The 25,786-nt window shown below is 36.9% G+C and carries 23 protein-coding genes and 5 tRNA genes; 15 read left to right on the forward strand and 13 right to left on the reverse strand.

Annotated elements, in window-relative coordinates:
- Nucleotides 1-9: 9 nt before the first annotated feature.
- From BMZ04_RS13485 to BMZ04_RS13500, 4 genes are all read left to right on the forward strand, one after another.
- Entirely contained in the window at nt 10-906 is an 897-nt protein-coding gene (locus BMZ04_RS13485) for a hydroxymethylglutaryl-CoA lyase (RefSeq protein WP_093271530.1), read from the forward strand.
- Between the two features lie 66 nt (nt 907-972).
- Nucleotides 973-2,274, forward strand: a complete 1,302-nt coding sequence (locus tag BMZ04_RS13490; protein WP_093271534.1) for a CitMHS family transporter — start codon at nt 973-975, stop codon at nt 2,272-2,274.
- A 129-nt stretch (nt 2,275-2,403) separates the two neighbouring features.
- Entirely contained in the window at nt 2,404-3,582 is a 1,179-nt protein-coding gene (locus tag BMZ04_RS13495) for a CaiB/BaiF CoA transferase family protein (protein WP_093271538.1), read from the forward strand.
- Between the two features lie 26 nt (nt 3,583-3,608).
- Complete coding sequence (locus tag BMZ04_RS13500) at nt 3,609-4,466, forward strand: HpcH/HpaI aldolase/citrate lyase family protein (RefSeq protein WP_093271541.1); 858 nt, start codon at nt 3,609-3,611, stop codon at nt 4,464-4,466.
- A gap of 96 nt (nt 4,467-4,562) precedes the next feature.
- Here BMZ04_RS13500 and BMZ04_RS13505 read toward each other — a convergent pair whose 3' ends face one another.
- The gene (locus BMZ04_RS13505) at nt 4,563-5,438 is read right to left on the reverse strand and encodes a radical SAM/SPASM domain-containing protein (protein WP_093271545.1); all 876 of its coding nucleotides are present in this window, start codon (nt 5,436-5,438) and stop codon (nt 4,563-4,565) included.
- Nucleotides 5,439-5,865: 427 nt separating this feature from the next.
- Here BMZ04_RS13505 and BMZ04_RS13510 point away from each other — a divergent pair, with 427 nt between their 5' ends.
- The gene (locus BMZ04_RS13510) at nt 5,866-6,177 is read left to right on the forward strand and encodes a hypothetical protein (RefSeq protein WP_093271550.1); all 312 of its coding nucleotides are present in this window, start codon (nt 5,866-5,868) and stop codon (nt 6,175-6,177) included.
- 65 nt (nt 6,178-6,242) lie between these two features.
- Here the strand turns inward: BMZ04_RS13510 and BMZ04_RS13515 are convergent, their stop codons facing one another.
- The 4 genes from BMZ04_RS13515 to BMZ04_RS13530 form a co-directional block, all read right to left on the reverse strand.
- A complete protein-coding gene (locus BMZ04_RS13515) occupies nt 6,243-7,418 on the reverse strand; it encodes an iron-containing alcohol dehydrogenase (RefSeq protein ID WP_093271554.1) in 1,176 nt (391 codons plus the stop codon).
- 12 nt (nt 7,419-7,430) lie between these two features.
- Nucleotides 7,431-8,852: an aldehyde dehydrogenase family protein gene (locus BMZ04_RS13520; RefSeq protein WP_093271561.1), complete on the reverse strand. Its 1,422-nt coding sequence runs from the start codon at nt 8,850-8,852 to the stop codon at nt 7,431-7,433.
- A gap of 17 nt (nt 8,853-8,869) precedes the next feature.
- Entirely contained in the window at nt 8,870-10,255 is a 1,386-nt protein-coding gene (locus BMZ04_RS13525; RefSeq protein WP_093271565.1) for a permease family protein, read from the reverse strand.
- A 174-nt stretch (nt 10,256-10,429) separates the two neighbouring features.
- Complete coding sequence (locus BMZ04_RS13530) at nt 10,430-11,422, reverse strand: LacI family DNA-binding transcriptional regulator (protein WP_093271568.1); 993 nt, start codon at nt 11,420-11,422, stop codon at nt 10,430-10,432.
- A 115-nt stretch (nt 11,423-11,537) separates the two neighbouring features.
- Between BMZ04_RS13530 and BMZ04_RS13535 the strand changes: the two genes are divergently transcribed.
- Nucleotides 11,538-12,302, forward strand: coding sequence for an NRDE family protein (locus BMZ04_RS13535; protein ID WP_093271572.1), 765 nt, complete (start codon nt 11,538-11,540; stop codon nt 12,300-12,302).
- 74 nt (nt 12,303-12,376) lie between these two features.
- Here the strand turns inward: BMZ04_RS13535 and BMZ04_RS13540 are convergent.
- From BMZ04_RS13540 to BMZ04_RS13560, 5 genes are all read right to left on the reverse strand, one after another.
- A tRNA-Gly gene (locus BMZ04_RS13540) sits at nt 12,377-12,450 on the reverse strand.
- 7 nt (nt 12,451-12,457) lie between these two features.
- A tRNA-Phe gene (locus tag BMZ04_RS13545) sits at nt 12,458-12,533 on the reverse strand.
- Between the two features lie 83 nt (nt 12,534-12,616).
- Nucleotides 12,617-12,692, reverse strand: a tRNA-Asp gene (locus tag BMZ04_RS13550).
- Between the two features lie 3 nt (nt 12,693-12,695).
- Nucleotides 12,696-12,772, reverse strand: a tRNA-Met gene (locus tag BMZ04_RS13555).
- A 34-nt stretch (nt 12,773-12,806) separates the two neighbouring features.
- Nucleotides 12,807-12,899, reverse strand: a tRNA-Ser gene (locus tag BMZ04_RS13560).
- A 222-nt stretch (nt 12,900-13,121) separates the two neighbouring features.
- Here BMZ04_RS13560 and BMZ04_RS13565 point away from each other — a divergent pair.
- Nucleotides 13,122-13,421, forward strand: a complete 300-nt coding sequence (locus tag BMZ04_RS13565; protein ID WP_255367916.1) for a hypothetical protein — start codon at nt 13,122-13,124, stop codon at nt 13,419-13,421.
- 89 nt (nt 13,422-13,510) lie between these two features.
- Here BMZ04_RS13565 and BMZ04_RS13570 read toward each other — a convergent pair whose 3' ends face one another.
- Nucleotides 13,511-14,152, reverse strand: a complete 642-nt coding sequence (locus tag BMZ04_RS13570; protein WP_093271577.1) for a hypothetical protein — start codon at nt 14,150-14,152, stop codon at nt 13,511-13,513.
- Between the two features lie 174 nt (nt 14,153-14,326).
- Between BMZ04_RS13570 and tlp the strand changes: the two genes are divergently transcribed.
- The 3 genes from tlp (at nt 14,327) to BMZ04_RS13585 (ending at nt 17,017) form a co-directional block, all read left to right on the forward strand.
- Nucleotides 14,327-14,560, forward strand: a complete 234-nt coding sequence (tlp, locus tag BMZ04_RS13575) for a small acid-soluble spore protein Tlp (protein ID WP_093271582.1) — start codon at nt 14,327-14,329, stop codon at nt 14,558-14,560.
- A 130-nt stretch (nt 14,561-14,690) separates the two neighbouring features.
- Entirely contained in the window at nt 14,691-16,223 is a 1,533-nt protein-coding gene (locus tag BMZ04_RS13580; protein ID WP_093271585.1) for a DEAD/DEAH box helicase, read from the forward strand.
- Nucleotides 16,224-16,234: 11 nt separating this feature from the next.
- The gene (locus tag BMZ04_RS13585; protein ID WP_093271588.1) at nt 16,235-17,017 is read left to right on the forward strand and encodes a YqhG family protein; all 783 of its coding nucleotides are present in this window, start codon (nt 16,235-16,237) and stop codon (nt 17,015-17,017) included.
- A 52-nt stretch (nt 17,018-17,069) separates the two neighbouring features.
- On the opposite strand, the gene BMZ04_RS13590 is transcribed toward BMZ04_RS13585, so the two are convergent.
- The gene (locus BMZ04_RS13590) at nt 17,070-17,615 is read right to left on the reverse strand and encodes a GbsR/MarR family transcriptional regulator (protein ID WP_093271592.1); all 546 of its coding nucleotides are present in this window, start codon (nt 17,613-17,615) and stop codon (nt 17,070-17,072) included.
- Nucleotides 17,616-17,831: 216 nt separating this feature from the next.
- On the opposite strand from BMZ04_RS13590, the gene BMZ04_RS13595 reads away from it, so the two are divergent.
- From BMZ04_RS13595 to BMZ04_RS13605, 3 genes are read left to right on the forward strand one after another with little or no spacing between them, the layout of a single operon-like run.
- The gene (locus BMZ04_RS13595; RefSeq protein ID WP_093271595.1) at nt 17,832-19,085 is read left to right on the forward strand and encodes a quaternary amine ABC transporter ATP-binding protein; all 1,254 of its coding nucleotides are present in this window, start codon (nt 17,832-17,834) and stop codon (nt 19,083-19,085) included.
- Between the two features lies 1 nt (nt 19,086).
- Nucleotides 19,087-19,941 carry an ABC transporter permease gene (locus tag BMZ04_RS13600; RefSeq protein WP_093271598.1) on the forward strand — a complete coding sequence of 285 codons (855 nt, stop codon included), beginning with the start codon at nt 19,087-19,089 and terminating at the stop codon, nt 19,939-19,941.
- Nucleotides 19,941-20,846, forward strand: a complete 906-nt coding sequence (locus BMZ04_RS13605) for a glycine betaine ABC transporter substrate-binding protein (protein WP_093271601.1) — start codon at nt 19,941-19,943, stop codon at nt 20,844-20,846. Before BMZ04_RS13600 ends, BMZ04_RS13605 begins: the two co-directional genes overlap by 1 nt.
- A 434-nt stretch (nt 20,847-21,280) precedes the next feature.
- Here the strand turns inward: BMZ04_RS13605 and guaD are convergent, their stop codons facing one another.
- On the reverse strand, nt 21,281-22,648 hold the full coding sequence (gene guaD, locus BMZ04_RS13610; RefSeq protein WP_093271605.1) for a guanine deaminase: 1,368 nt from the start codon (nt 22,646-22,648) through the stop codon (nt 21,281-21,283).
- A 772-nt stretch (nt 22,649-23,420) separates the two neighbouring features.
- Here guaD and BMZ04_RS13615 point away from each other — a divergent pair.
- A complete protein-coding gene (locus BMZ04_RS13615) occupies nt 23,421-24,626 on the forward strand; it encodes an EAL domain-containing protein (RefSeq protein ID WP_093271610.1) in 1,206 nt (401 codons plus the stop codon).
- Nucleotides 24,627-25,002: 376 nt separating this feature from the next.
- The gene (locus BMZ04_RS13620) at nt 25,003-25,776 is read left to right on the forward strand and encodes an ABC transporter ATP-binding protein (RefSeq protein ID WP_093271614.1); all 774 of its coding nucleotides are present in this window, start codon (nt 25,003-25,005) and stop codon (nt 25,774-25,776) included.
- Nucleotides 25,777-25,786: the final 10 nt, after the last annotated feature.

Consider the following 25,786-nt stretch of genomic DNA (forward strand, 5'->3'; position numbering starts at 1 on the left):
GGTGAGTATATGAATATTCCAAAGTTTGTTGAAATAATAGAAGTTGGACCTAGAGATGGAATACAAAATGAGAAAGTAATGATTCCTACAGAAAGTAAAATAGAACTAATAAATTTACTTAGCACAACAGGAATTAAAAGAATGGAAGTTACTTCTTTTGTATCTCCTAAACATGTTCCACAAATGGCCGATTCGGCGGAAGTTTTTAAAAACATACAAAAAGATAATGGTGTGCAGCAAATGGCTTTAATACCGAATCTTAGGGGTTATCAAATAGCAGAAGAAATAGGTGTAAATGATATTGCTTTGTTTGTAGCTGCAAGTGAAACGTTCAATAATAAAAACGTACGGATGTCTGTTTCGGAATCCATTTCACAATTATCGAAAGTAATTGAACGTGCTAAAGAACAACAAAAATTTATCCGATTTGATATTTCAACAGCATTTTATTGTCCGTTTGAGGGGTATGTACCTATAGAGAATGTACTTAGAGTAGTTGATCTGTTAGAAAGCTTTTCGGTAGATGAAATTGTTTTATGCGATACAGTTGGAAAAGCGAATCCAAAACAAGTATTTGAATTATTTTCTACTGTGTTAGATAAGTCACCAAAGGCTAAAATCACAGCACATTTTCATGATACTTATGGATTGTCAAAAGCTAACGCATTAGCGGCTTTACAAGCTGGAATAGCATCTTTTGACACTTCTATTGGAGGTCTAGGGGGATGTCCTTTCGCTCCAGGAGCAGCTGGTAATGATTCAACGGAAGACTTTGTGTTTATGCTTCATGAAATGGGAATTGAGACAGGAATTGATCTTTCTAAATTGATGGAATGTGTAGAGTTAATTAAAAGTTTTACAGCAAGAGACTTAACGGGACATCTACATAAAATTAAAAATATATGAACATAAAATAATAAATATAAAAATAACTTGGGATGGGTTGTTTTCATATACAAGGGGGATTTGTTTATGGCTATTTTGGGCTTTCTTATGATTGGCGTATTTTTATTGTTGGTAATGACTAACCGAATATCCGTACTAATAGCATTTATTATTATACCTATTGTTTTCGCAATTATAGCTGGTTTTGGAATGGAAATGGGAGATATGATGCTAGCCGGTATCATAAAGGTTGCACCTACGGCAATAATGATAGGTTTCTCTATTTTATATTTTGGTTTAATGATAGATAAAGGTCTGTTTGATCCAATGATTTCAACCCTGTTGAGATTTGCAAAAGGCGATCCATTAAAAATCGTAGTGGCAACAGCTATTATTACGTTAATTGTTGCTTTAGATGGCGATGGTTCTGCTACTTTTATGATCACGATAACAGCTTTACTACCAGTATATAAGCGTTTAAAAATGAATGTAGTCGTTTTGGTTGGTGTCGTAGCTTTAGGGGCCGGGGTAATGAATATTATTCCTTGGGGAGGCCCTTTAGCAAGGGCATTGGTAACTTTAGATGCGGAGGCTTCCGAACTATTTAATCCTTTAATTATTCCAATGTTAGCGGGAATGATTTGGGTAGTGTTTGTAGCTTTCCTATTTGGGAAAAAAGAGAGGAAAAGACTTGGAATGCTTAGTTTTAATGGCCAAGTTTATGCAGAACTTGCTGCTAGTTTAGAAACCGAAACAATAAAAGTGAGGCTTCCAAAACTCTTTTGGTTTAATTTAATATTAACTGTTTTATTGATAACTATATTAATTATGGATATTATTCCAACATCCATTTTATTCATGATAGCTTTTGCAATTGCACTGTTAGTAAACTGTAGAGATGTGAAATCTCAGCAAGAACAATTTGCATCACATGCTACTAGTATGGTTTCTGTAGTATCGACAATATTTGCAGCGGGTATATTTACAGGTATTTTAACTGGAACGAAAATGATAGAAGCGATGGCTTCGACAACTGTATCTATTATTCCCGATTGGTTAGGTAGTCATTTACCTGTTGTTGTAGCGGTACTGAGCATGCCACTTAGTCTAGTGTTTTCACCGGATGCTTTCTATTATGGCGTTCTTCCAATATTAAGCGAGACTGCTGTAAACTTCGGAGTTGATCCATTGGATGTTGGAAAAGCTGCTCTACTAGGTAACGGAACTACAGGATTTTCTTTAAGTCCTTTAAATCCTTCTGTTTTTGTTTTACTTGGCCTTTCAGGTGTTAGTTTGGGTCAACATCAAAAGCATACTTTTATGTGGGCGTTTGGAAGTACGATTGTAATGACTATCGTTGCGTTACTTACTGGTGTGATTCCATTATAACTTCTGCGGAGCTGAACGAAGAGAAGCGGAAGCATTGCTTTTCCTGCGGAGCTGAACGAAGAGAAGCGGAAGCAAATTCGACGAGGCATATTTAATTAGGAACAATAAAAGTAACTGGAGGAATTTGAAATGTTACCGTTAGAAGGAATTACGGTCGTATCTGTAGAACAAGCTGTAGCAGCACCTTTTGCCAGTAGGCAACTAGCTGACTTAGGGGCAAGAGTCATAAAAGTAGAAAGACCAGAAACAGGAGATTTTGCAAGACACTACGATTCTGAAGTGAAGGGAATGGCTAGTCATTTTGTATGGCTGAATCGTTCAAAAGAATCTATTTCAATCGATTTGAAACACGAGGAAGGTAAGGAAATATTAGATAGTTTACTAAGTAAAGCAGACGTGTTTATCCAAAACTTAGCTCCAGGTGCTATGGATCGTTTAGGATTTAATGATTCTGATCTATTAAAAAAGTATCCCGGGTTAATAATTTGTGGAATATCAGGATATGGTTCTTCAGGACCGTATGCAAATAAGAAAGCATATGACCTATTAATTCAGTGTGAATCAGGGGCTATGGCCATTACAGGGACAGAAGATACTCCATCGAAATCAGGGGTTGCTATCGCCGATATTGCAACTGGAATGTATGCTTATTCAGGTATTCTAGCTGCATTATTTGCTCGGCAAAAAGATGGGAAAGGTAAGATATTGGAAGTTTCTATGCTCGAGGCACTTGGTGAATGGATGGGTTTCCCAATGTATTATTCAGAGTATGGAGAATCCGAACCTAAAAGAACAGGTGCAAGTCATTCTACTATTTACCCTTATGGTCCATTTAAGGTGAAAGATGATAAGTATGTGTTTTTAAGCATACAAAATGAGCGGGAATGGAAAAATTTTTGTGAAAAGGTATTAAATATTCCTGAATTAACAACAGATGAAAGATTTAATGTGAATTCTAAAAGATTTAAAAACCAAGAGTTACTGAAGGAAATAATTGAAGACGAGTTTACCAAGTTTGAATCAGAATATATTATTAACAAACTAGAAGATTCTAAAATTGCTAATGCAAGTTTAAATACCGTAAAAGATTTCATAGAACACCCTCAACTTAAGGCGAGAAATCGTTGGACCGAAGTCGAATCTCCAGTTGGAAGACTAAAAGCTTTATTGCCACCAGTTACGTTTAATGATGTCGAGTATGTCATGAATCCTATACCAACTGTTGGAGAACATACAGAGACTATTTTAACTGAGTTAGGTTGGAAGGAAGAAACGATTACTGAATATAAGAAGCGTAATGTTCTTTAATAGAAGAGTAGATTGGGGGATTGTAAATGGGGAAATCTACGACATGGATGTTTATTCCTGGATCGGATGAAAAAAAGTTAAGTAAAGCGGTTTCAATTAATGCCGATGTATACATCTATGATTTGGAAGATGCCGTTGCCAATACAGAAAAAAAAGAAGCGCGTAAAAAAGTAATTAGCCACATTCAAAATCATCCGACTCTTAATAACTATATACGTATTAATGCAATGCCATCACCTTATATGTATGATGATTTGATGGAGGTTATCATACCAGGCGTGAAAGGAATTGTGTTACCAAAAGCGGAGACAAAAGAGGAAATTCAATTCGTATCTAAAATTATAGAAGAAAAGGAAAAAGAGTATGACATAGCTATAGGAGAGATTCACTTAATTCCGTTAATTGAATCTGCCTTAGGTGTTCATAATGCTTTTAATATCGCTAGTTCCAGTAAGAGAGTTCGATCTTTAGCATTTGGATCAATAGATTTCACATTAGATATTAAAGGTGAAATCACTTCCAATGGTTTAGAATTATTATTTGCACGTTCTCAACTTGTCATAGCCTCTAGAGCAGCTCGTATAGAAAGTCCTATCGATACCGTATTTAGTGACTTTAGAGATAGTGAAGGATTAACAAGAGAAACGAGGCTTATCAAGGAATTAGGTTTTCAAGGGAAACTAGTTATACATCCAAGTCAAATAAGTATAGTAAATAATGTATTTAGACCGACACAAACGGAAATTGAAAAAGCACAACAAATTGTAACGGCCTATGAAGAATACAAAAAAGCAGGAAAAGGCGTATTTGAACTCGATGGTAAGATGGTTGATTTACCTGTCGTAGAGCAAGCGAGAAAAATTATAGAACGCAGTCAATACTAGCTTGTGGATAGAATAGAAAAAAGCCCTCTAATCGAGCAATTTCGTTCGAGTAGAGGGCTATATATGAGGATTTAATCACTTTATTCTAGAATAGCCTTATGCTCCGAATCTCTTCCGATAACCGCACTTCCTGCACATTTCTTCCACAGCTTCTCTTCTAGAAAAACCATCATAAAGATTATTTGCTCTTTCTCCTTCGATAATTTCTGAGAAGGGCTTGTCATTAATGTTACCGAGGTCAATCACACCTTCTCCGTCTAGACAGCAAGGTACGACTGTTCCATCGACAAGGATAGCTGCTTGACTACGAAGGGCATGACAAAATCCTTTGCCATCGTCTTCTGGTGCGAGTAAACTTGGCCACTGGAATTCGTGGTCTTGGTTAATATAAATGCGGTCTGCAATTTTAACTCCACTACCAGGAACAACTTTTTCTTCAATTTTGTAATCTAAGTTAAATTCTTTTTCCAATATTTGTAATGTTTCTTGGTTTTTTCTCTTTTGTTCGCTTGTAGCATGAAGGGGGTCTAAATTCCATAAGCGGAATGAGATGAGGACTCCTTGTGCCGCTGCTTCTTTTGCGAACGAAAGAATTTCTGCTAAGTATCCTTCGCGGTCGGTAGAACCTTCATGTCCATCAAAACTATGGAGCGAGAAGTTCATTTGTCGTAGCGCTGGTTTACCTAAAAGTTTATGTCTATTCTTTTTCAGGAGTGTCCCATTTGTTGTTATATTTACTTTAAATTCTTTGGCATGAGCCGCATCTAATAATTGATCGACTCTCGGGTGGAGAAGGGGCTCTCCTTTAACATGTAGATAAATATATTTCGTGTGTGGTTTGATCTGATCCAGTATTTCATTAAATTTATCTACTTTGAGAATATTTGCCTTCCTTGCAGTTGGAGGGCAGAAGCTACAAGCAAGGTTACATACACTTGTGATTTCAATATACATTTTTTTAAATGTTTTCAACGTTAATTCACCATTCCAGTTCTAATATTTATGATACTTCTCTTATTTTAACAGAACTACAGTCATTATTGGGTAGTATATCAATATGTGAGCTCTAGCCCTTTTATTATGAGATTATGTCGCACTCGAGACCAGTTTTGTCGTCTTCGCGAGTGGTTTTGTCGCGTTCACATGTAGTTATGTCGCTTTCATAGCTAATTTAGTCTCGGTTAGCCATATTCTAACTAATAAAAGAAAATAATTACAATTAAGATTTTGTCAAATTCGCCATGAAGATAGCCTTTTAATCTTACTGTGAATGCTGTGAGTTAACATCTATGCAATAATAAGAATGCATATTCCCTAAGTATGTTGATTTTCTTATTTTTGCATAGTATTATGGTTCCATATAAAGGGTACGATCATTTTGATTCATGGAGGTTATCAAGTGATTGAAGTGATAACGGTAGTACATTTTGTGATAGAATTGACAAATTCAAAAGACTATCCCAAAAAAGTGGAGGAAATATTACAGTCAAATACTTCAATACTTCAACATATAGAGACGATTAGTATCTCTCCTATAAGTGAAAATCTTAAAGTAAATGCCTCAGCTAAATATAGAGTATTGATTGAGGAAAGAAAAGAGCATAGATTTCTAGATGACTATGTAGGTCTTGTTCTTCCAATGTTTTACCGTCGCTTTAAAGCAATGCCAGTAAGTAATCAAATTTACAAAATATCACGAATTGAAAGATAGACACTAGTATATAAAATAATCCCCCATTTGAGTGACGACTCAGATGGGGGATTATTTAGGTTTATTTATCTTTCAACAATAATGCCCTCGAAAGCTGCTTTATAGATTGCAAAAATATCGTCTTTCAACAAAGGCATAGGACTACGTGCTAAAATACGTTTTTGCTCGATCGCGTCATTCGTTAGGCTCTCTAGTGCATCTTCTGTAATGTTAAAGCCTTTTAATGTAGATGGAATATTAACGTCTTCTACTAAACGTTTTAATTCGTCAACACATTTATAAGAAGCTTCTTCCTGTGAAAGGTTTGTAGAGCTAAAGCCCATGGCGTCGTAAATATCTTTCATGCGTTTTTCACAGCTTTGGCGAATGTAGCCCATTACATATGGAAGTAATACGGCGTTAGAGTCCCCGTGTGCTATGTGGAATTGACCACCTATCGGGTATGCTAATGCATGAACGCCTGCAACGCCTGCATTGAAGAATGCAAGACCAGCAAGATAGCTTCCGTAGCTCATATCTGTACGAGCTTGTTTGTCTTCGCCGTTCGATACTGCAGTTCGGATAGCATTACTGATTAAGCGAATTGCCTGTAAAGCAAGTGCATCAGAAATTGGGCTCGCATTTTTCGAAATATAAGCTTCCACTGCATGAGTTAGTGCATCGACACCTGTAGCAGCGGTTACTTTTGGTGGTAAAGAGATGGTTAAAGCAGGATCAACGATTGCCACATCTGCTAATAGATAGTCATGTGTGACGACGTCCTTTGTTGTTTCAAGAGAAAGGACAGAAATATTCGTTACTTCTGATCCTGTCCCTGAAGTAGTTGGGATTAATATCGTAGGAAGCCCTTTTTTCGTAATTTGTTTTGTGCCAGTTAAATTTAAATAATCTGCCACATTACCTTCATGCGATGCTAATACACCTGCAAGTTTTGTTAAATCTAATGCACTACCGCCCCCGACACCAATAACCATATCGAATTCATTGTCACGCGTGTATGCAACAAGTTTTTCACCAATTGCTAATGGTGGTTCGGGTACTACTTCTGTATAAACTTCAGTAGAGTAGCCAGCGTTTTCTAGAGGTTCTACGACTTTATTAGTTAATCCGATATCTTTTAAGAATGGATCTGTAATGATAAGGATTTTCTTCACGTTAAAGCGATTTACTTCATCTAATAGGTGAGATAGTGAATCCCAGCCAGTATAACTAATTGGTGTGAATGTAATTTTTTCAGACATGCTGTTCACTCCTTAATTGTGATTCCAAACTACTAATTTTGTTTCTGTCATTTCATGAATTGCATATTTTAAGCCTTCTTTACCTGTACCACTTTCTTTCACTCCACCGTATGGCATTTGGTCCACACGGTATGTTGGAATATCATTAATCATGACACCGCCAACTTCTAATTGTTTAGAAGCAAGGAAAGCTGTTTGAATGTCATTCGTAAATATGCCTGCTTGAAGACCGTAGTTTGAATCGTTAATAGCTGCGATGCCTTCTTCAACGGATGAAATACGATTAACTATGACGATTGGTGCAAATACTTCCTGGCAAGAAACTTTAGAAGTGGAGGATACATTCGTCAGAATTGTTGGCATGAAAACCCCGTTTTCAGTTGTGCCACCTGTTACAATTTCAGCCCCGTTTTGAACTGCTTCCTCCACCCAATTAATAGCACGATCTTGCTCACTAGGATGAATCATTGCAGAAATATCTGTCGATTCATCGGATGGGCTTCCAATTACAAGTTGCTTCGTTGTTGTAGCAAATTGTTTGAGAAATTCCTCAAATAATTCATCCATTACATACGTACGCTGCAGCGAAATACAAACTTGACCTTGGTTTGAGAAGGCACCCATGACACATTTAGGTACAATTTGAGATAAATCAACGCCTTTGTCGATAATTAACCCAGCGTTTGAACCCAACTCAAGTGCAACTTTTTTCAAACCTGCCTTATTGCGAATGCCGATGCCAACAGCAGGGCTACCAGTGAACGTAATCATTTTCACTTTGTCGCTTTCAACTAAAGCATCGCCAACCGTTTTACCACTACCTGTAATGACATTAAAGGCACCTTTAGGTAAAGCTGTTTGGTCAATCAATTCAGCTAAAAATAGTGCTGAAAGGGGAGTTTGCGATGCTGGCTTCAAAACAATTGTGTTACCAGCTGCAATTGCCGGACCTACTTTATGTGCAACTAAATTTTGTGGGAAGTTGAAAGGTGTAATGGCCCCAATTACTCCTATCGGCTGTTCAATTGTGTAACCAAATCGATTTGCTCCGTTTTTCGCAGCATCCATCGGAATCATTTCACCAGTCAACCGTTTTGCTTCTTCTGCTGCAAACTTATATGTTTCGATTGTGCGATCAATTTCACCTATTGCATACTTAATCGGTTTCGCAGCTTCTAACGAAATTATTTCAGCGGCTTTTTGACGATTGTCGGTAAATAATTGAGCGATATGCTCCAAAATTTGTGCACGCTCATAGGCAGTAAGCTCTGCCATTTGTTTTTTCGCAGCGTCAGCCACCTCGATTGCTTGTTCTACCTCTTCGCGAGTCGCTTGTGGAATGTGCGCAATAATTTCTTTTGTGTGTGGCGACTTTAGTTCCGCATTTTTTTCTGAAGACTTCCATTCACCATTTACGTAGTATTGCTTGTTCATGAAATCATCCTCTCCTATTATGCTTTTTCTGTAACTGATTGTTGATCTTTGGAAAATGTATTATCAACTTCTCCTTTGAAGAAGTTTTTACCGTAAATTAATAAGCAAAGTAGAATACCTACAGCAAATGCCCATGTAGCGCCTTTGATACAAAGAACAGCAGCAATAATGCCTGCGATACCTAAATCTGTTTGGCTACGGGCTTCAAGTACACCAACTTTCACACTTACGTAACCTTGAATTAACATAGTTAACGCTAAAGCAACACCTAAGATTGGTTGTACTAAGCTAACGATTGGTAGTAAGAGTAAACCTGTATTTGTACCCCAACGGAATGATCCAATTCCTCCAAAGAACGAATCCATCGCTTTACGCCCTTTTTTATAACGCTCTATCATTACTACTTGCATTGCTGTCCAGTTTGGACCACACATTGTAACGTCTGGACCTAAAATACTCATGAAACTATTACGCAAACCGAAAATTAAGTGTGCGCGGCTAGGCTGATACTCAAGTTTTTCATCTGGACGAGCCGCAGCTCCATCTGCAACCAATACTTTGTTCTGTAGTACGTCACCGAAAAGTACAATATATGCTGCCAAAACTGTAGGTAATCCAGTAATGAACATCAGTAATGGTGGCAAACCTAAACCAAATATTGTGTATTCATTCCATAATGTAATGAAATCAGGAGATGAGAATCCCCATTCAATTTTTGGCCAAGGCGCTTCACCAAATAATGGTGCAATAACTACCGCGATAATAATAACTGGGAAGATCCCTAATTTTGCTATTGTACCCCAAAATGGATTGCTTTTTTGGAATGTAGCAAAATGTTTAGAGAATAAAAGATAGAAACCAATCCCTATTGCAATTGTAATTGTCCAAGGAAAATCGTCAAACTTACCACCTATTTGGAATACAGAAATAACGGCTGCTAGCCCTGCGCCTAGGATAATACCTGCTTTCATAGCAGAAGGAATTAATTGAACTACTTTTGTCGCTAAGCCTGTCGCACCAAGGAATATGGAGAGCAACCCAAGCGTCATCTGGAAGGAAATTAGCGCATGGACTCGTTCTGGTCCTTCAGGGAACTGCTGACAGTACAGCATAATTAACGGTATCGCTGGTGTAATCCAGCCCGGCACGACTGGGTCACCAAGTAAGTGGTGAGTTAAATAGAAAAGGCCGTTTAAAATTACAATTGCTAAAGCTACTTCAAATGGCATTCCGAGTAGGGTCATTAATAGTGGGATCGCCGATAAATCAACGGCACACATTAATAGACCTTGTACATAGTCTGGCCACTCAAAACGGTAATGAATAAAAGGTAAACGAATTTTAAAAGGCCCTGCTGGTATGTATGGCGCTTCTTCTCCATATTTCCTATCTTTCCATTTCATAAACTAATTTCTCCCCCTGTCATCAACTGAAACCCCTTACAAAACTGAATAAAAAAAATAGACAGTAAAACGTGAAATGAATGCGTAACCATTTATAAAGAAAAAATATTGTATTCTAAATGGTTACGTATTCATTTTACTTAAAAATATAAAACAAACCTCTAAAAGTTTGTTTTATATTTTCCGCGTTGTACTTCTATCAAACACTTTAACAGATTCAGTGATTTGTATGCAACTATTATTTTTGTTTTCAATCATTTCAATTAATTTGCAAATAGCTAAATAACCGAGGTTTTGCTCAGAGATGCTACCGACAGTAGTAAGTTGAACCAAACAGTGTCTACTCAAATCCACATTATCAATTCCAATGATACTGATATCCTCTGGAACAGTGAAATCTTCTTGAATTGCAATGTCTATTAAGTATAAAGCAAGAGAATCTGCACCCGCGCAAATGGCAGTCGGGCGGTGTTCCAGTTGCATTAATTCATGAAAAGCACGTGTAATATCTTGTTTGGAAGTGTCTGTATTAAAAATATACTGTTTAGGTAGGGGTAATTTATTATCTTTCATCGCTTGAAGAAATCCAAGATACCGGTTGTTGAATGTACTAACAGACAATGTTCCACCAACCCATGCAATGGCTGTATGACCTTGTTCAATCATATGCTTTGCTGATAAATAACCTGCTTGGAAATTATCGATTTCTACAAAATACTCATTGTTTTTATGTTTTCGATTATATGTAATAAAGGGAATATCCATACGAGAAAGCTTATCGAATATAGGATCGTCTAATAATATACATGATAAAATAACACCGTCAACTTTATGCTCGATGGCAGTTGCGTATGCTTCATTTAACTTTTCATCATTCACGAATTGTACATTAACACGGTAACCCATTTCATTGGCATAATTGACGATGGCAGATGTCGTGTCAACAAAAAATGGATTGTGAAGTGGTCCTGATAAAAGAGCAATTGTCCCGGTTTTGTTTTGTACGAGAGAACGTGCATGTCCATTTGGGACATAGTTTAATTCGTTGATTGCTTTCATAACTTTATCAAAAGTAGGCTTTTTAACAAACTCTGGAGAATTTAAAACACGTGAAACGGTCGTTTGAGAGACGCCTGCGTGCTTTGCTACGTCTTTCGATGATACCAAAATAATCGCTCCTTTTATATGAAGTAATGTATAGTGATAACTATATAAGGAATCTGATAACATGACTACTAAATTTTATAAAATATAAAGATAAACAAGGAAAAGAGGGCTACAAATGTGTTTAATTAATTTTCAATTTCATGACCACCCAAACTATAAACTGATCGTTGTGGCAAATCGGGATGAGTTTTATGATCGGAAAACGGAACCTGCACGCTTTTGGGAGGATGCTCCAAATTTATTGGCAGGTCGAGATTTAGTCGGGTTAGGAACTTGGTTAGGTATTACAAAAGAAGGAAAGTTCGCAGCATTAACGAATTATCGCAATCCATTAGAAGTAGGTGTTGGGAAGATTTCTCGTGGTGAAATAGTTCAAAAATATTTGGTTGGAAGTCTATCATCAGAAGAATATCTTAAATCCTTAGATAGGGACAAAGAAAAGTACAATGGATTCAACTTGATTCTAGGTAATCCAGAAAAACTGCACTATTATAATAATATTGAGGGGGAAATTACAGAGATTGATCCTGGAACTCATGGATTGAGCAATAAATTTTTGAACACGGAGTGGCCAAAGGTTATTAAGGGAAGAGAGGGTTTAAAAGCATATAGTTCAAGTAAAAAGGAGCTCGATCTAGAGGGACTGTTTGCAATTATGAAGGATGCGGAAGTTGCTATGGATGATAATCTACCAAATACAGGAGTAGGTATAGAACTCGAGCGAAATTTATCACCGTTATTTATTAAAATTCCCAATTACGGTACTCGATGCTCCACGATTGTATTAATAGATCATACTAATCAAGTTATGTTTGCGGAACGTACATATCTGAATGGAGAATTTTCTAGTGATAAGCGTTTTTCCTTTAAACTAGCTTAAATTATTTCTAATTAATGGCAAAAAAAATAACCATTCATAAGTTAAATACTTAGAAAGGTTAACATTTTTAAGATTGGAGCGGGTGAAGAGAATCGAACTCTCATCATCAGCTTGGAAGGCTGAGGTTTTACCACTAAACTACACCCGCATTATAATGGTGGCTCAGGACGGAATCGAACCGCCGACACAAGGATTTTCAGTCCTTTGCTCTACCGACTGAGCTACTGAGCCATTTTGATTTACGTTAAGTTTCGCATTTCTTTTTCAGCTGCTTGCTTATCCTAAATCTTAAACTAATAAATTTCAAAAAAAAATGGCGGTCCCGACCGGGATCGAACCGGCGATCTCCTGCGTGACAGGCAGGCATGTTAACCGCTACACCACGGGACCATTTGGTTGCGGGGACAGGATTTGAACCTGTGACCTTCGGGTTATGAGCCCGACGAGCTACCGAACTGCTCCACCCCGCGACAATAATATAGTTGATAATTTTAAAAGTGAAAATGGAGGAGGAAGAGGGATTCGAACCCCCGCGCGGTATGACCCGCCTGTCGGTTTTCAAGACCGATCCCTTCAGCCGAACTTGGGTATTCCTCCGAGTTACTAATATGTTTTGCTAATAATTATCAGCGACAAATTATATTATAAATTGTTTTCCTGATAAATGCAATGCTTTTTTTAAATAAATATAAAAAAGCGGTTTAATTGTTTTATTTTACTACTAAATATTATTTAATTAGGCTTGTTAAATAACTATATTGGTAATTGAATAGTTGATCGTCTGCACTTTCAAAAGGTAATGTTCAGTCTGCTTAGATTATGGTCGAATATTTAGGGCGAATAGGTAATAATCAACATAAAGTATTACCTACTAATGGTTTTAATAAGAAAAGTTATCCTTTGCCGAGGGACATTATAGCCAGAACTTTAGCTCATATGAAAATAGAGATTCTACCAGTTTTATTGGATGTACTAAAGACAGATAATACTCTTGCAATTAGAGAAGTCATTGCTGGAATAGGATTTATGTGTTTTTACCACAAAATACATTCTAATAATCAAATTATTGATGCACTTTTACTGTCCTTAAAGAAATTGAAAAGTTACCTATCTTATTGATAAGTTATTTTTATATCGTAATTATCAACGATAAATTTAAAAAAGTATTTAATTAAAAAAGCATCTCTACCCAGAGACGCGATCTTAATTTATTCGTTTATAATTTCTTCATAACCTACCATTTTATCGAGATGGCTGGCAATCATTGCGATGATTGTACTTCCCTCTTCTTTTTTAAAGCTAAAGTTACTTTCATCTTCGAAATACTCGGAGTCTTCCGTCCAGATACGGTTAACTCTTCGTAGAACGCCATCTCCATTTGCACTGTCGATACCAAATTGATAGGTTACTTCAATCTTATCTTCAATATGGAAAGCGGTAACTTCTGGAGTTTCCCATTCAACGTCAATTTCTTCAAGCGTAATTTCTCCATCTAGAACTTCGTATTCCTCTTCCAAATCATAATAATCGGCGTCATCATCTTCCATAAATTCATGAAAGCTTTCATGAATGGCTTCAATGATATCCGTTATGTCATCTAAAATAATTCGTGTTGGTTGTTGGAGTACTGTATCAAAATTTTCCTCGTAAAATTCTTCATTGTGAGGGTCGAAAAGCAGAGTATAGAAATATTCTCTTTCATCTGTATCTGTTTCGACAAAAAATTCAATTCGTGGATGTTTGGAAGCCTTATTTATACTCATATGTCCACTTTTGTCATATTCCTCACAAATGGATTCCAATTGTTCCTGAAGCTCACTAGTTACTCTGTTAAACCATTCCATCGACATATCCTCTTCGCCTCTTTTGTAGTATTTTTCCTCTTCTATCTTCTCCTAATTTGTTCATTTAATTCATGCTATTTATAATCTTTTTTTGTGTTAATTATTAAGCTGAATAGTTTTAGTTTGAATGGGGACTATAATTGTCGTGTGAACATATTTTGAAAAAAAGGAGGAACAAAAATGAGTAAAAACACTCCAAAGCCAGATGATCGTTCAGATAATGTAGAAAAGCTTCAAGATATGGTGAAGAATACAAAGGACAATATGGAAGCCGCTGAAGAATTAATGGGTTATACCAATGGTAGGGAACGTGAGGCACTCAAACAGAAAAATGAACGTCGTGAAGAGAGTCTTGAAGCCTTTCGAAAAGAGATCGTTGATGAAGAGAATGCACGAAAAAATGGTTATTCATAAATAATTAGTAAAAAGATGGAGAGAAATGCTCCATCTTTTTTAATTGTAAAATTTATCTCGTTTATATGAACATAGGTGCTTCTTTTTTGGACAATCTAAGAGAAAGAAGAAAGTTGTATGAGGTGATTTTATGATAATAGAAAGGTCGTCTGAATGGAAAGAAGGTTTCACAAATAGAGTAGAAAATCAGGAACAATGGGATAATTGGACATTGTATAAGATGAGTTATGAAGTAGTAAAAGACAATCTCATAACGGATTTTTCAGGTCTTCAATCGCCTAAATACTTACCAAACCTTACGCCACTAGCCCACCAATTAGATGTGGCAGAAACGGTAATCACTAGGATGAATGGAAAAGCAATTCTAGCAGATGAGGTTGGTCTTGGTAAAACGATTGAAGCAGGTTTGATATTAAAAGAATATCTCATCCGTGGGCTTGTGAAAAAAGTATTAATTTTGGCACCCGCTTCTTTAATAAATCAATGGGTTGAAGAATTGAACTACAAGTTTTACATTCCCGCAATTCCCTATAAAAAAAATACATCAATCGATTACTACGATGTAATTGTTATGAGTATGGATACCGCAAAAAAAAGCCCACATAAAGAACTTATAAATGCACAAAATTATGACATGATTATTATTGACGAAGCACATAAACTTAAAAACCATAAAACGAAAATTTACGAGTTTGTTCAAGGTTTGAAGAAAAAGTTTTGTTTGTTATTAACAGCAACTCCTGTTCAAAATAACGTATTTGAACTATTTTACCTTATTTCTCTGCTTAAGCCAGGACACCTAGGTAATTACGAGACATTTCAATCTTCGTTTTCCGCTAGTAAACACAGTCTAGAACATGATGAATACTTAAGAGAATTGGTTAATCAAGTAATGGTAAGAAATAGAAGAGAAGAGACTGGTATTGAATGGACAAGTCGACGCGTTCAAACAATACCAATCGAATTTACAGATGAAGAAAGAGAAGTTTATGATTTAATATTGGAACTTAAAAATGTCTCCTCTGTCTTTTCAGGTGCATTTTCAATGATTACTTTGCAAAAGGAAATGTGTAGCAGTAAAGAAGCAACCTATTTGACGTTAACAAAAATGCGTCAAAACTGTACCAACCAAGAAGAAATTGACTTCGTTGACGGTATTATTCAAAAACTAATGACATTAGAAATAAATTCGAAGGCGGAAAAAGCATATGAGATTATTTCCAAAGCAAATGATAAGGTCATTATTTTTACAGAATATAAAGCCAGTCAAGTTTACTTACAATGGTATTTAAATTCCAAAGGCATCACAAGTGTACCCTTCAACGGGCAGTTTAATAAGAGTAAAAGAGATTATATGAAGCATCTATTTAAAGAAAAATTTCAAGTGTTAATCGCAACCGAATCTGGTGGTGAGGGGATTAACCTCCAATTTTGTCATCACGTCATAAATTATGATTTGCCATGGAATCCGATGAAGTTAGAGCAGCGGATTGGACGTGTCCATCGATTAGGGCAAGAACATGACGTTCATATATACAATTTAGCAATCGAAAATACGATTGAAAAAGATATATTAGACTTACTTTACGTTAAATTAGACGTCTTTGAAAAAGTAGTAGGGGAGCTGGACGATATTTTATCAACATATAAGAAGACAATTTGAGGAGGATCAATATGTATCCACAGCAAGTTCACGATTACTTACAGAAATTTTTCAAAGAAAATAATTGTGAAATAGTAGATGGTAATGAGCACTACATGACGGTTCAATTAACAGTTGATATCGATAAAAAAATTATGAATCGCCCTTTTCATTGGCAGTATATAGAAAATACAAACGGGGTGCCAGACCCCGCTCAAATAACTTTAATCACCGATCAAACTAAAATTAGTAGGGATATAAAAGGAGAAGTGGTACATTTCGGTTCTCCGAGACTAAGTCAGCTTTTTCAAACGACTAACCAGCTTGGTGCCTATGTACAAATGTATGAAAAGGTATTAAATAACTTGGAAACGAGACCTATATTAACCCCATGGCTAGGGGTGAATTATAAAATATCGTATTATTGTGACCGAACAAAAGAAATGCTCCATTCTTTAGGAATAAATTTAATGACTGGAGAAGTAATAAATGGTTTCCAAGAATCGTTAGCGACAAAAGAGTTGGATGTACAGAAGTCTGAAAGGGCATTTTTATTGCCATATATTATCAAGCCTCTTCGTGCGCTAGATAGATTAGATGCTGTAGTTGAAAATTTAATACAGCAAGATGATCACACATGGGCGGAAGAAGCAAAAGGAAGATGGCAAAAAGATCAAGCAATTTTAGAACATTTCTACGCAGGAGTAGAAAACAAGCCAGAATGCTACGATATGGAAAAAAAGGCATTGGAAGAGCAATACGAGGCGAGAATTAAAATTGATATTATAAATGGTGGTTTATTTTACATGAAATGAAAAAAAGGTCTGCTGAAGAAGGTTTTTTCTTTCAGCAGTGCCTTTTAATTAGTCAGTCTTGTGAATCGTTCATGATTGGGACAAGATCGAAAATCTTCTGATCTTCAAATACATCAACCAAACGTTCGAGCCAGTCATAATAATTTCTAATATATTTTAGTTTTTCGATATCAATCTTGATTTCTTCTTGTAATTCCTCGTTAACTGTTGGATCTTTTGATAATTCTTCGAGCTCTGCTAATGATTTTTTAATAGCGACCAAATGAAGCGTAACAGATCTTCGCCATTTAATTGAAAACAGATCAATAAAACTTTGATACCAGTCATCTGATACTTTATATAAATCCTTTCGAACTCCTTTTTTCCATGCGCGTTCTACTAATTTTAAATCAGACAAAGCTCTAACGGAAGTACTCATGCTTGTTTTACTCATCCCAAGCTTTTCCGTCATGTCATCTAATGTTAATGGTTCATTTTGAAAAAACATCATTCCGTACTGTCTACCTGCAGAAGGTACCAAACCGTATAGATGTATATTTTGTGCAATTGTCTCGATAATGCGTTCCCGTGCTTTTTCGAGTTTTTCGTGACCTTCCATTTGCGTCTTCCCTCCACTGAAATCAGCTTCTCTTCACTAAACTAGCTGACTTTATTAAATGTATTATATCCTTGTTTAAAAAGCAATTTTTTTATTCATAGTTTGTACAGTTTTTACTGTATAAACTATGAATAAAGTTATTACGGTTGTTTTGCAAACATATTACATATATAATGATTAGGTGTTCATTTATTATGAGCAGTTAGGAGTGTGTATATGAACGAACAAAGTATCAAGAAAAAAATCGTGGTAAAAGATACTACGAAAATTTTCGGAAAGAACGTGAAGCGAGCAGTACAGCTTCTAAAAGAAGGGAAATCAAAAAGCGACATTTTAAAAGCAACTGGCGCAACTGTAGGTGTTAAAAATGTAACTTTTGATGTAAACGATGGCGAAATTTTTGTCATTATGGGTCTTTCAGGAAGTGGTAAATCGACCTTAGTTAGAATGTTGAACAGATTGATCGATCCGACAGTAGGGCAAATTTTGCTTGATGGTGAAGACATTGTTCAGATGAATAAAGAGCAACTACGTGAAGTAAGACGTAAAAAAATAGGTATGGTTTTTCAAAACTTTGCTCTCTTTCCACATAAGACGATTGTTGAAAATACCGAATATGGTTTGGAAATCCAAGGAGTACCAAAAGATCAGCGCCGAATAAAAGCGGTCGAATCATTAAAACTTGTTGGCCTTGCTGGGTATGAAGATCAGTATCCGAACCAACTAAGCGGCGGAATGCAACAACGCGTGGGACTTGCAAGAGCACTTGCCAATGATCCAGATATTCTATTGATGGATGAGGCTTTTAGTGCACTAGATCCCCTTATTCGGAAAGATATGCAAAATGAACTCCTACAGCTTCATAGTGACATGGGGAAAACGTTTATTTTTATCACCCATGATCTAGATGAAGCACTTCGAATTGGAGATCGCATTGCATTGATGAAAGACGGAGAAATTGTTCAGATTGGTACGCCAGAAGAGATATTGATGAGTCCTTCGAATGAATACGTAGAACGCTTCGTCGAGGACGTTGACTTAGCGAAAGTATTAACAGCGGGACATATTATGAAAAAGGCAGAAGCTATACAAGTGGACAGAGGACCTCGCGTTGCCCTTCGTTTAATGAAACAACTCGGAATTTCTTCTATTTATGTAGTAGATAAAAGTAATCGTTTAATGGGCGCAGTAACTGCACAGGATGCGGTAGCAGCATCAGAAACAGATAAGTCACTAGAAGATGTATTAATCTCTAATCTTCCAATGATTTCGCCAGATACTGTGTTAACGGAGCTTTTTGATGTTGTATCCACTGCGTCCATTCCGGTAGCAGTTATTAGTGAAGATCAAAAGTTACTAGGGATTATTATTCGTGGTGCACTGATAGGTGCTTTATCAGGTGACAACCAGTTTATCAATAATGATGGAATAATCGCACCGGCAGACCAATTGAATACGGAGGAGATATGATATGAATGAATTATTACCTAGACTTCCGTTTGCAGATTGGATAGATAGTGGTGTCGATTGGCTCGTTTCTACATTTGGTTCTGTATTAGACGGAATTGCAAATGTCTTGGGAGGGGTTGTTGAAGGAGCGGTAACCGTTCTGGATATGGTTCCATCGATTTTACTTGCAATCATCTTCGCGTTAATCGCTTATTTTATTGCCACAAGAAAAATTGCCTTATTTACGTTAATTGGACTTTTATTCATTGATTACTTAGGTTATTGGTATCCAATGCTTCAAATGTTAGCACTCGTATTGACCTCTGTCTTTCTTGCTGTTGTAATAGGTATTCCAATTGGTATTTGGGGCTCTCAAAAAGCGAGTGTTCGTAAGGTGGTCAATCCGCTACTAGACTTAATGCAAACAATGCCTGCATTCGTTTACTTAATACCGGCCATCTTCTTCTTTAATATTGGGGTCGTTCCGGGAGTAGTAGCGTCGGTCATTTTTGCGATGCCTCCGACAATTCGTTTAACGATGTTAGGAATTGAACAGGTTCCAAAAGATTTAATAGAAGCAACAGAAGCATTTGGTTCTACGACGAGTCAACGATTAATGAAAATACAAATTCCACTTGCTAAACCAACAATTATGGCTGGGGTCAATCAAAGTATCATGCTTGCCTTGTCGATGGTTGTTATTGCATCAATGGTTGGTGCACCGGGACTTGGAGAAGAAGTTTACCGATCGGTGACACAATTGAAAACAGGTGTAGGTGTTGAAACTGGAGTTTCCATCGTTATTGTAGCGATTATATTAGATCGTATTACACAACAAGCAGGAATGAGAAAGCAAAAAATAGGGGGAAGAATGTAATGAATTTAGCTAAAAAGATTACAGGTTTAGGAGCAATTGCTCTACTATCCATCGGTCTTGCTGCATGTGGGTCAGATGAGGATACAGATAACACTTCAAACGCAGGAGCAAGTTCAGTTGGAGAGTCAGTCAATTATAAGATTACAGGAATAGATCCAGGTGCTGGAATTATGGAAGCAACAGAACGTGCCATAACAGATTATGAATTAGAAAAATGGGATTTAGTTTCTGGATCAGGTGCTGCGATGACTGCTGCTTTGAAAAAAGCGTATGATGCAGAGAAACCAATTATTATTACAGGCTGGACACCGCACTGGAAATTCGCTCAATACGATTTGAAATATCTTGAAGATCCAAAAGGTTCATATGGTGGGGAAGAAGAAATCCATACAATTGGACGAACAGGATTACAAGAAGATTTACCTGAAGCTCACCAAATCTTATCAAACTTCAGCTGGTCAGAAGATGATATGGGTGAAATTATGATTGCTATCCAAGAAGGTGAAAAACCAGAAGTAGCTGCGCAAAACTGGGTAGACGCAAATGCAGATAAAATTGCTGAATGGACAGATGGTGTTGAAAAGGTTGATGGAGATGAAATCAAGCTTGCATTTGTTGCATGGGATAGCGAAATTGCTAGCACAAATGTGATGAAAATCGTGTTAGAAGATATGGGCTATAAAGTAACAACAGTACAAGTAGAAGCAGGTCCTATGTGGACTGCGATTGCAGATGGCAGCGCGGATGCATCTCTAGCAGCATGGTTACCGATAACGCATGCAACGTATTCCGAAAAATTTGATGGAAAATTTGAGGATCTTGGTACTAGTATGACAGGTGTAAAAATCGGTTTAGTTGTCCCATCTTATATGGACATTACATCTATTGAAGATTTACAAGAATAAGAAGGTTTATATAGGAAAGGCTCATCTTCCATATTGGATGATGAGCCTTTTATTAAAAGATAAGTAAGTATATACTTTTTACTCAGTATTGGTCCAACGCTATGCTCCTGCGCACAGCTCGTCGCAGAAGAACGTTGCCCCTCGGGGTCAAATATGAAAAAGCTGCTCCTGCGCTAAGGGTCGCAAACAAAATCACTTGTGGTGGCTGAGGAGCTGCCTCCTGGGCCCGCACGATGCGGGTCATGTCTGCTTTGCCACAGGATGTGGCGCACTTTGCAGACCTACCCTATCCCCATTTGCCTGTCGGAGCCCTGCAGGATGTAGGTCATGCAGTCGTTGCGAAATGTTTTTTTATTTTGCGACGAGCTTTGCGCAGGAGCACCACGATGTCGCGAACTTAGTCTGTATTCCTCTAATAGGCGCTTACGCTTTTCTTATTTGCGTTCATGAACTTTTTCACCTTGTACCCAGACTTCACGAATATTTTCTGGACGAACTAAATACATTATCTTTTGGAAGACGTCCCCTAAATCTTCATTCGCATTAAAAATTGGTATTTTTGCAGTTGTTAATGTTGTATCGATGATTTGTGCGTCCCACGTATAGTTTTCTTCTAAACGACCTATTGGTAAACTTAAACTTTTTCCTCCACCAGCAGTTGCTAAATAGAATGCTTCATTAATCGTGATACGTGAATTTGGTACTCCACGTTCTTCGGTAGGGAGAGCTGTATTCACACCATCTTCTAACATTCTAGACGATATTACAGCTTGTCTAGCATTATCGAAAAGACTAGGCGAAAAACCGCCAGAAATATCAGATCCTAAACCTATCTCCACACCTTTAGTGTGTAAATGAGCGATTGGAATGACGCTGTTGGCAAAGTATGCGTTGGAGATTGGGCAATGACTAACGGCAGTTCCCGTTTCAGCAAATAGGTGTGCATCGTTATCATCTAAGAAATTACAATGTGCCATTACAGACTTCTCACGTAATAGACCAAAATCATGTAAGGCAAATGCATCATTCTTCTGGAAACGATCTTGTACATAGCCATGCTCCCAATCGCTTTCGCTACAATGAGATTGGATATGCGTATCGTACTTAGTAGCGAGCTCTCCTAAACCTTTTAAAGCATCATCAGTACAACTTGGGATGAAACGCGGGGTTACAACTGGATACACACCTTGTTTGGTTGACTTCGCTAGTTCTTTCACAGCTAAAATAAATTCTTCCGTATCAGCTAATGCAGTTTGCGTATCAGCGTCACGATAAAAGTCTGGATTTTGATCGGGATTATCCATCACAACTTTCCCAACTAGACCGCGTTGTCCTTTGTTTGAACATATTTTCGCTAGCAAAAAACTTGCTTCTTTATGAACAGTTGCAAAATAAAGAGCCGTAGTTGTTCCATTTGCAAGTAGAGTGCTTACTACATCCTCGTATACATTTTTCGCGAAATCTAAATCTGAAAACTTCGACTCAATTGGGAAGGTATACGTGTTTAACCAATCATAGAGTGGAATGTCTAATGCGGTTCCAGCTTGAGCCCATTGTGGTGCATGAACGTGCAAATCGACAAAACCGGGTAAGAAATATTGACCTTCAACTAAGCGTTGAAAGTTTTTTTCACCTTGATAGGTATCTAGTAAAACTTGATAATCTGCATCGTCTGGTGCAACGACTTTTTCAATCATTCCGTTGTCATTAATACAAAAAAGATAATTGTTTAGAATTTCGACTTCTTTCGGTGACTTACTTGTAAAAGCAGTTCCTTGGAAAATTTGCGCATATTTTTTCAAAGTTTACACCCCAACGTTCGTATTTTAGAAATATAGACGTAATTATAGAGCAAAAAAAATATTGAGTCCATAAAATATAGGGTGTCCTAAGCTTTTCTTGTATTTTGTTTTCAATCCTCTATATTTGGATATACAATTCGATTACTAGGTTTATCAATATCCTCCTAGCAATTAAATAGTTAGAATCATATTATGCACATTATATAATTAAGCGCAATATTCCAGTGCATATTCGAAATATATAAGCAGTTTGTGTAATATATTTAAAAGCTAATTAAAAAATGCCATCTCATTTCAAGTGAAGGCTTTGCTATAAGAGAGTTAGTTTGTCCGTTCAGCGGTCGTTTAGTCGCGTTCGAAGGATAGTTTGTTTGTCGCATTCGCAGTTGATCCTGTCTCGTTCAACGATTTATTAGATATTATATTTAGAAATACTATATAAAACTGGAATTAGGGCAGCGCCCCTGCTTAGTTATCAATCTCCTTTGGATTGGAGCGGAAGGGCGGCGACTCCAGCAGGATGAGTGAGACAGATGAAACATCACAACGTACGCGAGAGCTGTGGTGATGGCTCATCGCTCACCCTGCGGAAAGCGTCCGCCCTGCAGCGGAAATTCTAGCGGAAATTTCCTTTTGGCTCACTATTCCTATTTGGCACAAACTATCCCCTATAAGGGTAGTTTTTCATATACAATTCGATTGCATATCGTATTTTATTGGAATACCATGAAGAGAGGATGAAATCGATTGAAGTTTAAGGGGGATTACGTAAATGGATGCAATAGAAGTCCTAACGAATTTAGATAAACTAAAAGTGTGTTTTCAGCCAATTTTTAGTGCGGATGAGCATGTAGTTATTGCATATGAAATCTCGGGTAAGCTGGCCGTTGACGATAAAAAGGTGAACTTGAATTCATTTGCCTATGATGAGGAAATTCCAGAAGAGTACCGTGTGGAAGTGACACATAAAATTTGGAGTCTTGCGCTTTCTCAATTAACGAGGGAAGCGAAGGATTTTGATATTTACTTACCTTGCAACGCCAATTTGCTAGTGCTCGACTACGGGGAAAGTTATTTTGATATCATCAAACAATATATTCCAGAAGATGAGCTTGAACGCGTAGTTATCGTCGTATCGGAGCATGATTTTAAAGGTGCATTTAAAGAACTAAATAATGTACTTCGTTATTTCCGGACATACGGGATAAAAATTGCTATAAACCAAGTTGGTTCAGAAAGTCATTTAGATTATATAAACATGCTATCGCCTAATATTTTGAAGTTGAATATAACAAAGTTAAGTTATGAGTCTTGGGGTGTGGAAAATGATTTATTCACATCACTTAGTACAATGGCGCGTAGAATTGGTGCAAATATGTTATTTGAAGGCATCGATAGTGTACATCAACTTCAATTTGCATGGAAAAACGGAGGACGCTATTATCAAGGGAAGTATTTAGCTGATGTACATACAGCAATGATTCCACGTGATCAATTAAAAGAAAGCTTTAAAGAAAAATGTCGGCAGTTCATCTCCGCAGAAAAACGACTACTTGAAGAAAATTACAAAGAGTTAAAAAGTTTGCAGAGTATATTAGAAAAATCTATCCACCATTTAAAGCCTATAAATAATGATACCGAACAGCTTCTGGTGCTCGCTCACACGCTTGATGATTATTCCTTCCGGCTCTATATTTGCGATGAGGAGGGTTTTCAAACATCTCCTAATATTATGCGTATCGATAACGAATGGCATATACAAAAAGAAGCGATTAATAAAAATTGGAGCTGGCGTCCATACTTTTTGAAAACGATTATTACGATGCGCAATGATCAAAATGGTGTTTTTTCTGATGTGTATAGCGACATCGACACTGGGGAAATGACGCGAACTTTTTCAGTGCCAATAAATGCGAATGGGTATTTATTCATTGATATTTCCTATGAATACTTATTTAAACATAATATTTTCAGGTGAAATAATATATCTCCATCATTTAAAGAAAAAATTTCAAATGCTGAAAGAGGCATGATTGAAGAAAATCATGTCGAAAGTTGAATAACTTATGTAACTCCATCTATGACCAATCGTCATAGATGGAGTTTTTTTATGTCGGAGAAAAAACAGAATTCAATAAAATACCAAACGGAATGAGTTATATAGACTACTTAATTGTAATAATATAGAAAAATATATGCTGTATTTCATTAGAATCGGATGTGCAATTTAATGCAATTATCGACAAAATACTAGTTCTTAAGTTTCATAAATAAGATTGACAAAGCCGTTGAACCTGAAGTAGTATTCAGAATATATTAAAAATTATCTAGCAAACCTTGGAAGGAGAATCCTAGTGGAGCCTATTTTAGAGATAGAAGCCGTGTCTTTACAATTCGGTGGAGTAAAAGCTTTAGATGACGTCACCTATCATATACAACAAGGAGAAATCTTCTCACTTATTGGTCCTAATGGAGCAGGGAAAACAAGTATGCTCAACTGTATTAGCGGTTTATATCAACCAACTAACGGTTCAATCCGTTATAAAGGACAGGAAATAGTGAACATGAAGCCCTATCATCGGACAACACTTGGGATTGCACGGGCTTTTCAAAATATAGCATTGTTTGCTCATATGTCAGTATTAGACAATTTAAAGTTAGGTAGACATACATTGATGAACTCGGGGGCAATAAGCGGAGGATTTTATGTTGGCAAAGCGGCAAAAGAAGAAATTGAGCATCGGAAAAAAGTAGAAGAAGTCATTGAGTTTCTAGAACTGCAAGATATCCGACATACTCCAGTTGGAACACTCCCTTACGGATTACAAAAACGAGTGGAAGTAGGCAGAGCACTGGCACTCGGGCCGGAGTTAATACTATTAGATGAACCAATGGCTGGGATGAATAATACAGAAAAAGATTTGATGGCTCGTTTCATACTAGATATGCATGAAGTAATGGATATAACCGTTGTATTAATCGAGCATGATTTAGGGATCGTCATGAATTTATCTGATCATATTGCAGTTTTAGATTTTGGAAAACGTATCGGATTTGGTACTCCGGAAGAAATACAGAGAAATCCGGATGTAATTCGAGCTTATATTGGGGAAGAAACCGTTATATAGAAAGGTGGAA

This window comes from Psychrobacillus sp. OK032, assembly GCF_900111345.1.
Classification (GTDB): domain Bacteria; phylum Bacillota; class Bacilli; order Bacillales_A; family Planococcaceae; genus Psychrobacillus.

Coding starts and splice junctions, on each gene's coding strand:
- BMZ04_RS13485 (WP_093271530.1), top strand. CDS start 10: ATGAATATTCCAAAGTTTGTTGAAATAATAGAAGTTGGACCTAGAGAT.
- BMZ04_RS13490 (WP_093271534.1), top strand. CDS start 973: ATGGCTATTTTGGGCTTTCTTATGATTGGCGTATTTTTATTGTTGGTA.
- BMZ04_RS13495 (WP_093271538.1), top strand. CDS start 2,404: ATGTTACCGTTAGAAGGAATTACGGTCGTATCTGTAGAACAAGCTGTA.
- BMZ04_RS13500 (WP_093271541.1), top strand. CDS start 3,609: ATGGGGAAATCTACGACATGGATGTTTATTCCTGGATCGGATGAAAAA.
- BMZ04_RS13515 (WP_093271554.1), bottom strand. CDS start 7,418: ATGTCTGAAAAAATTACATTCACACCAATTAGTTATACTGGCTGGGAT.
- BMZ04_RS13520 (WP_093271561.1), bottom strand. CDS start 8,852: ATGAACAAGCAATACTACGTAAATGGTGAATGGAAGTCTTCAGAAAAA.
- BMZ04_RS13525 (WP_093271565.1), bottom strand. CDS start 10,255: ATGAAATGGAAAGATAGGAAATATGGAGAAGAAGCGCCATACATACCA.
- BMZ04_RS13535 (WP_093271572.1), top strand. CDS start 11,538: ATGTGTTTAATTAATTTTCAATTTCATGACCACCCAAACTATAAACTG.
- BMZ04_RS13565 (WP_255367916.1), top strand. CDS start 13,122: ATGGTCGAATATTTAGGGCGAATAGGTAATAATCAACATAAAGTATTA.
- BMZ04_RS13570 (WP_093271577.1), bottom strand. CDS start 14,152: ATGTCGATGGAATGGTTTAACAGAGTAACTAGTGAGCTTCAGGAACAA.
- tlp (WP_093271582.1), top strand. CDS start 14,327: ATGAGTAAAAACACTCCAAAGCCAGATGATCGTTCAGATAATGTAGAA.
- BMZ04_RS13580 (WP_093271585.1), top strand. CDS start 14,691: ATGATAATAGAAAGGTCGTCTGAATGGAAAGAAGGTTTCACAAATAGA.
- BMZ04_RS13585 (WP_093271588.1), top strand. CDS start 16,235: ATGTATCCACAGCAAGTTCACGATTACTTACAGAAATTTTTCAAAGAA.
- BMZ04_RS13590 (WP_093271592.1), bottom strand. CDS start 17,615: ATGGAAGGTCACGAAAAACTCGAAAAAGCACGGGAACGCATTATCGAG.
- BMZ04_RS13595 (WP_093271595.1), top strand. CDS start 17,832: ATGAACGAACAAAGTATCAAGAAAAAAATCGTGGTAAAAGATACTACG.
- BMZ04_RS13600 (WP_093271598.1), top strand. CDS start 19,087: ATGAATGAATTATTACCTAGACTTCCGTTTGCAGATTGGATAGATAGT.
- BMZ04_RS13605 (WP_093271601.1), top strand. CDS start 19,941: ATGAATTTAGCTAAAAAGATTACAGGTTTAGGAGCAATTGCTCTACTA.
- BMZ04_RS13615 (WP_093271610.1), top strand. CDS start 23,421: ATGGATGCAATAGAAGTCCTAACGAATTTAGATAAACTAAAAGTGTGT.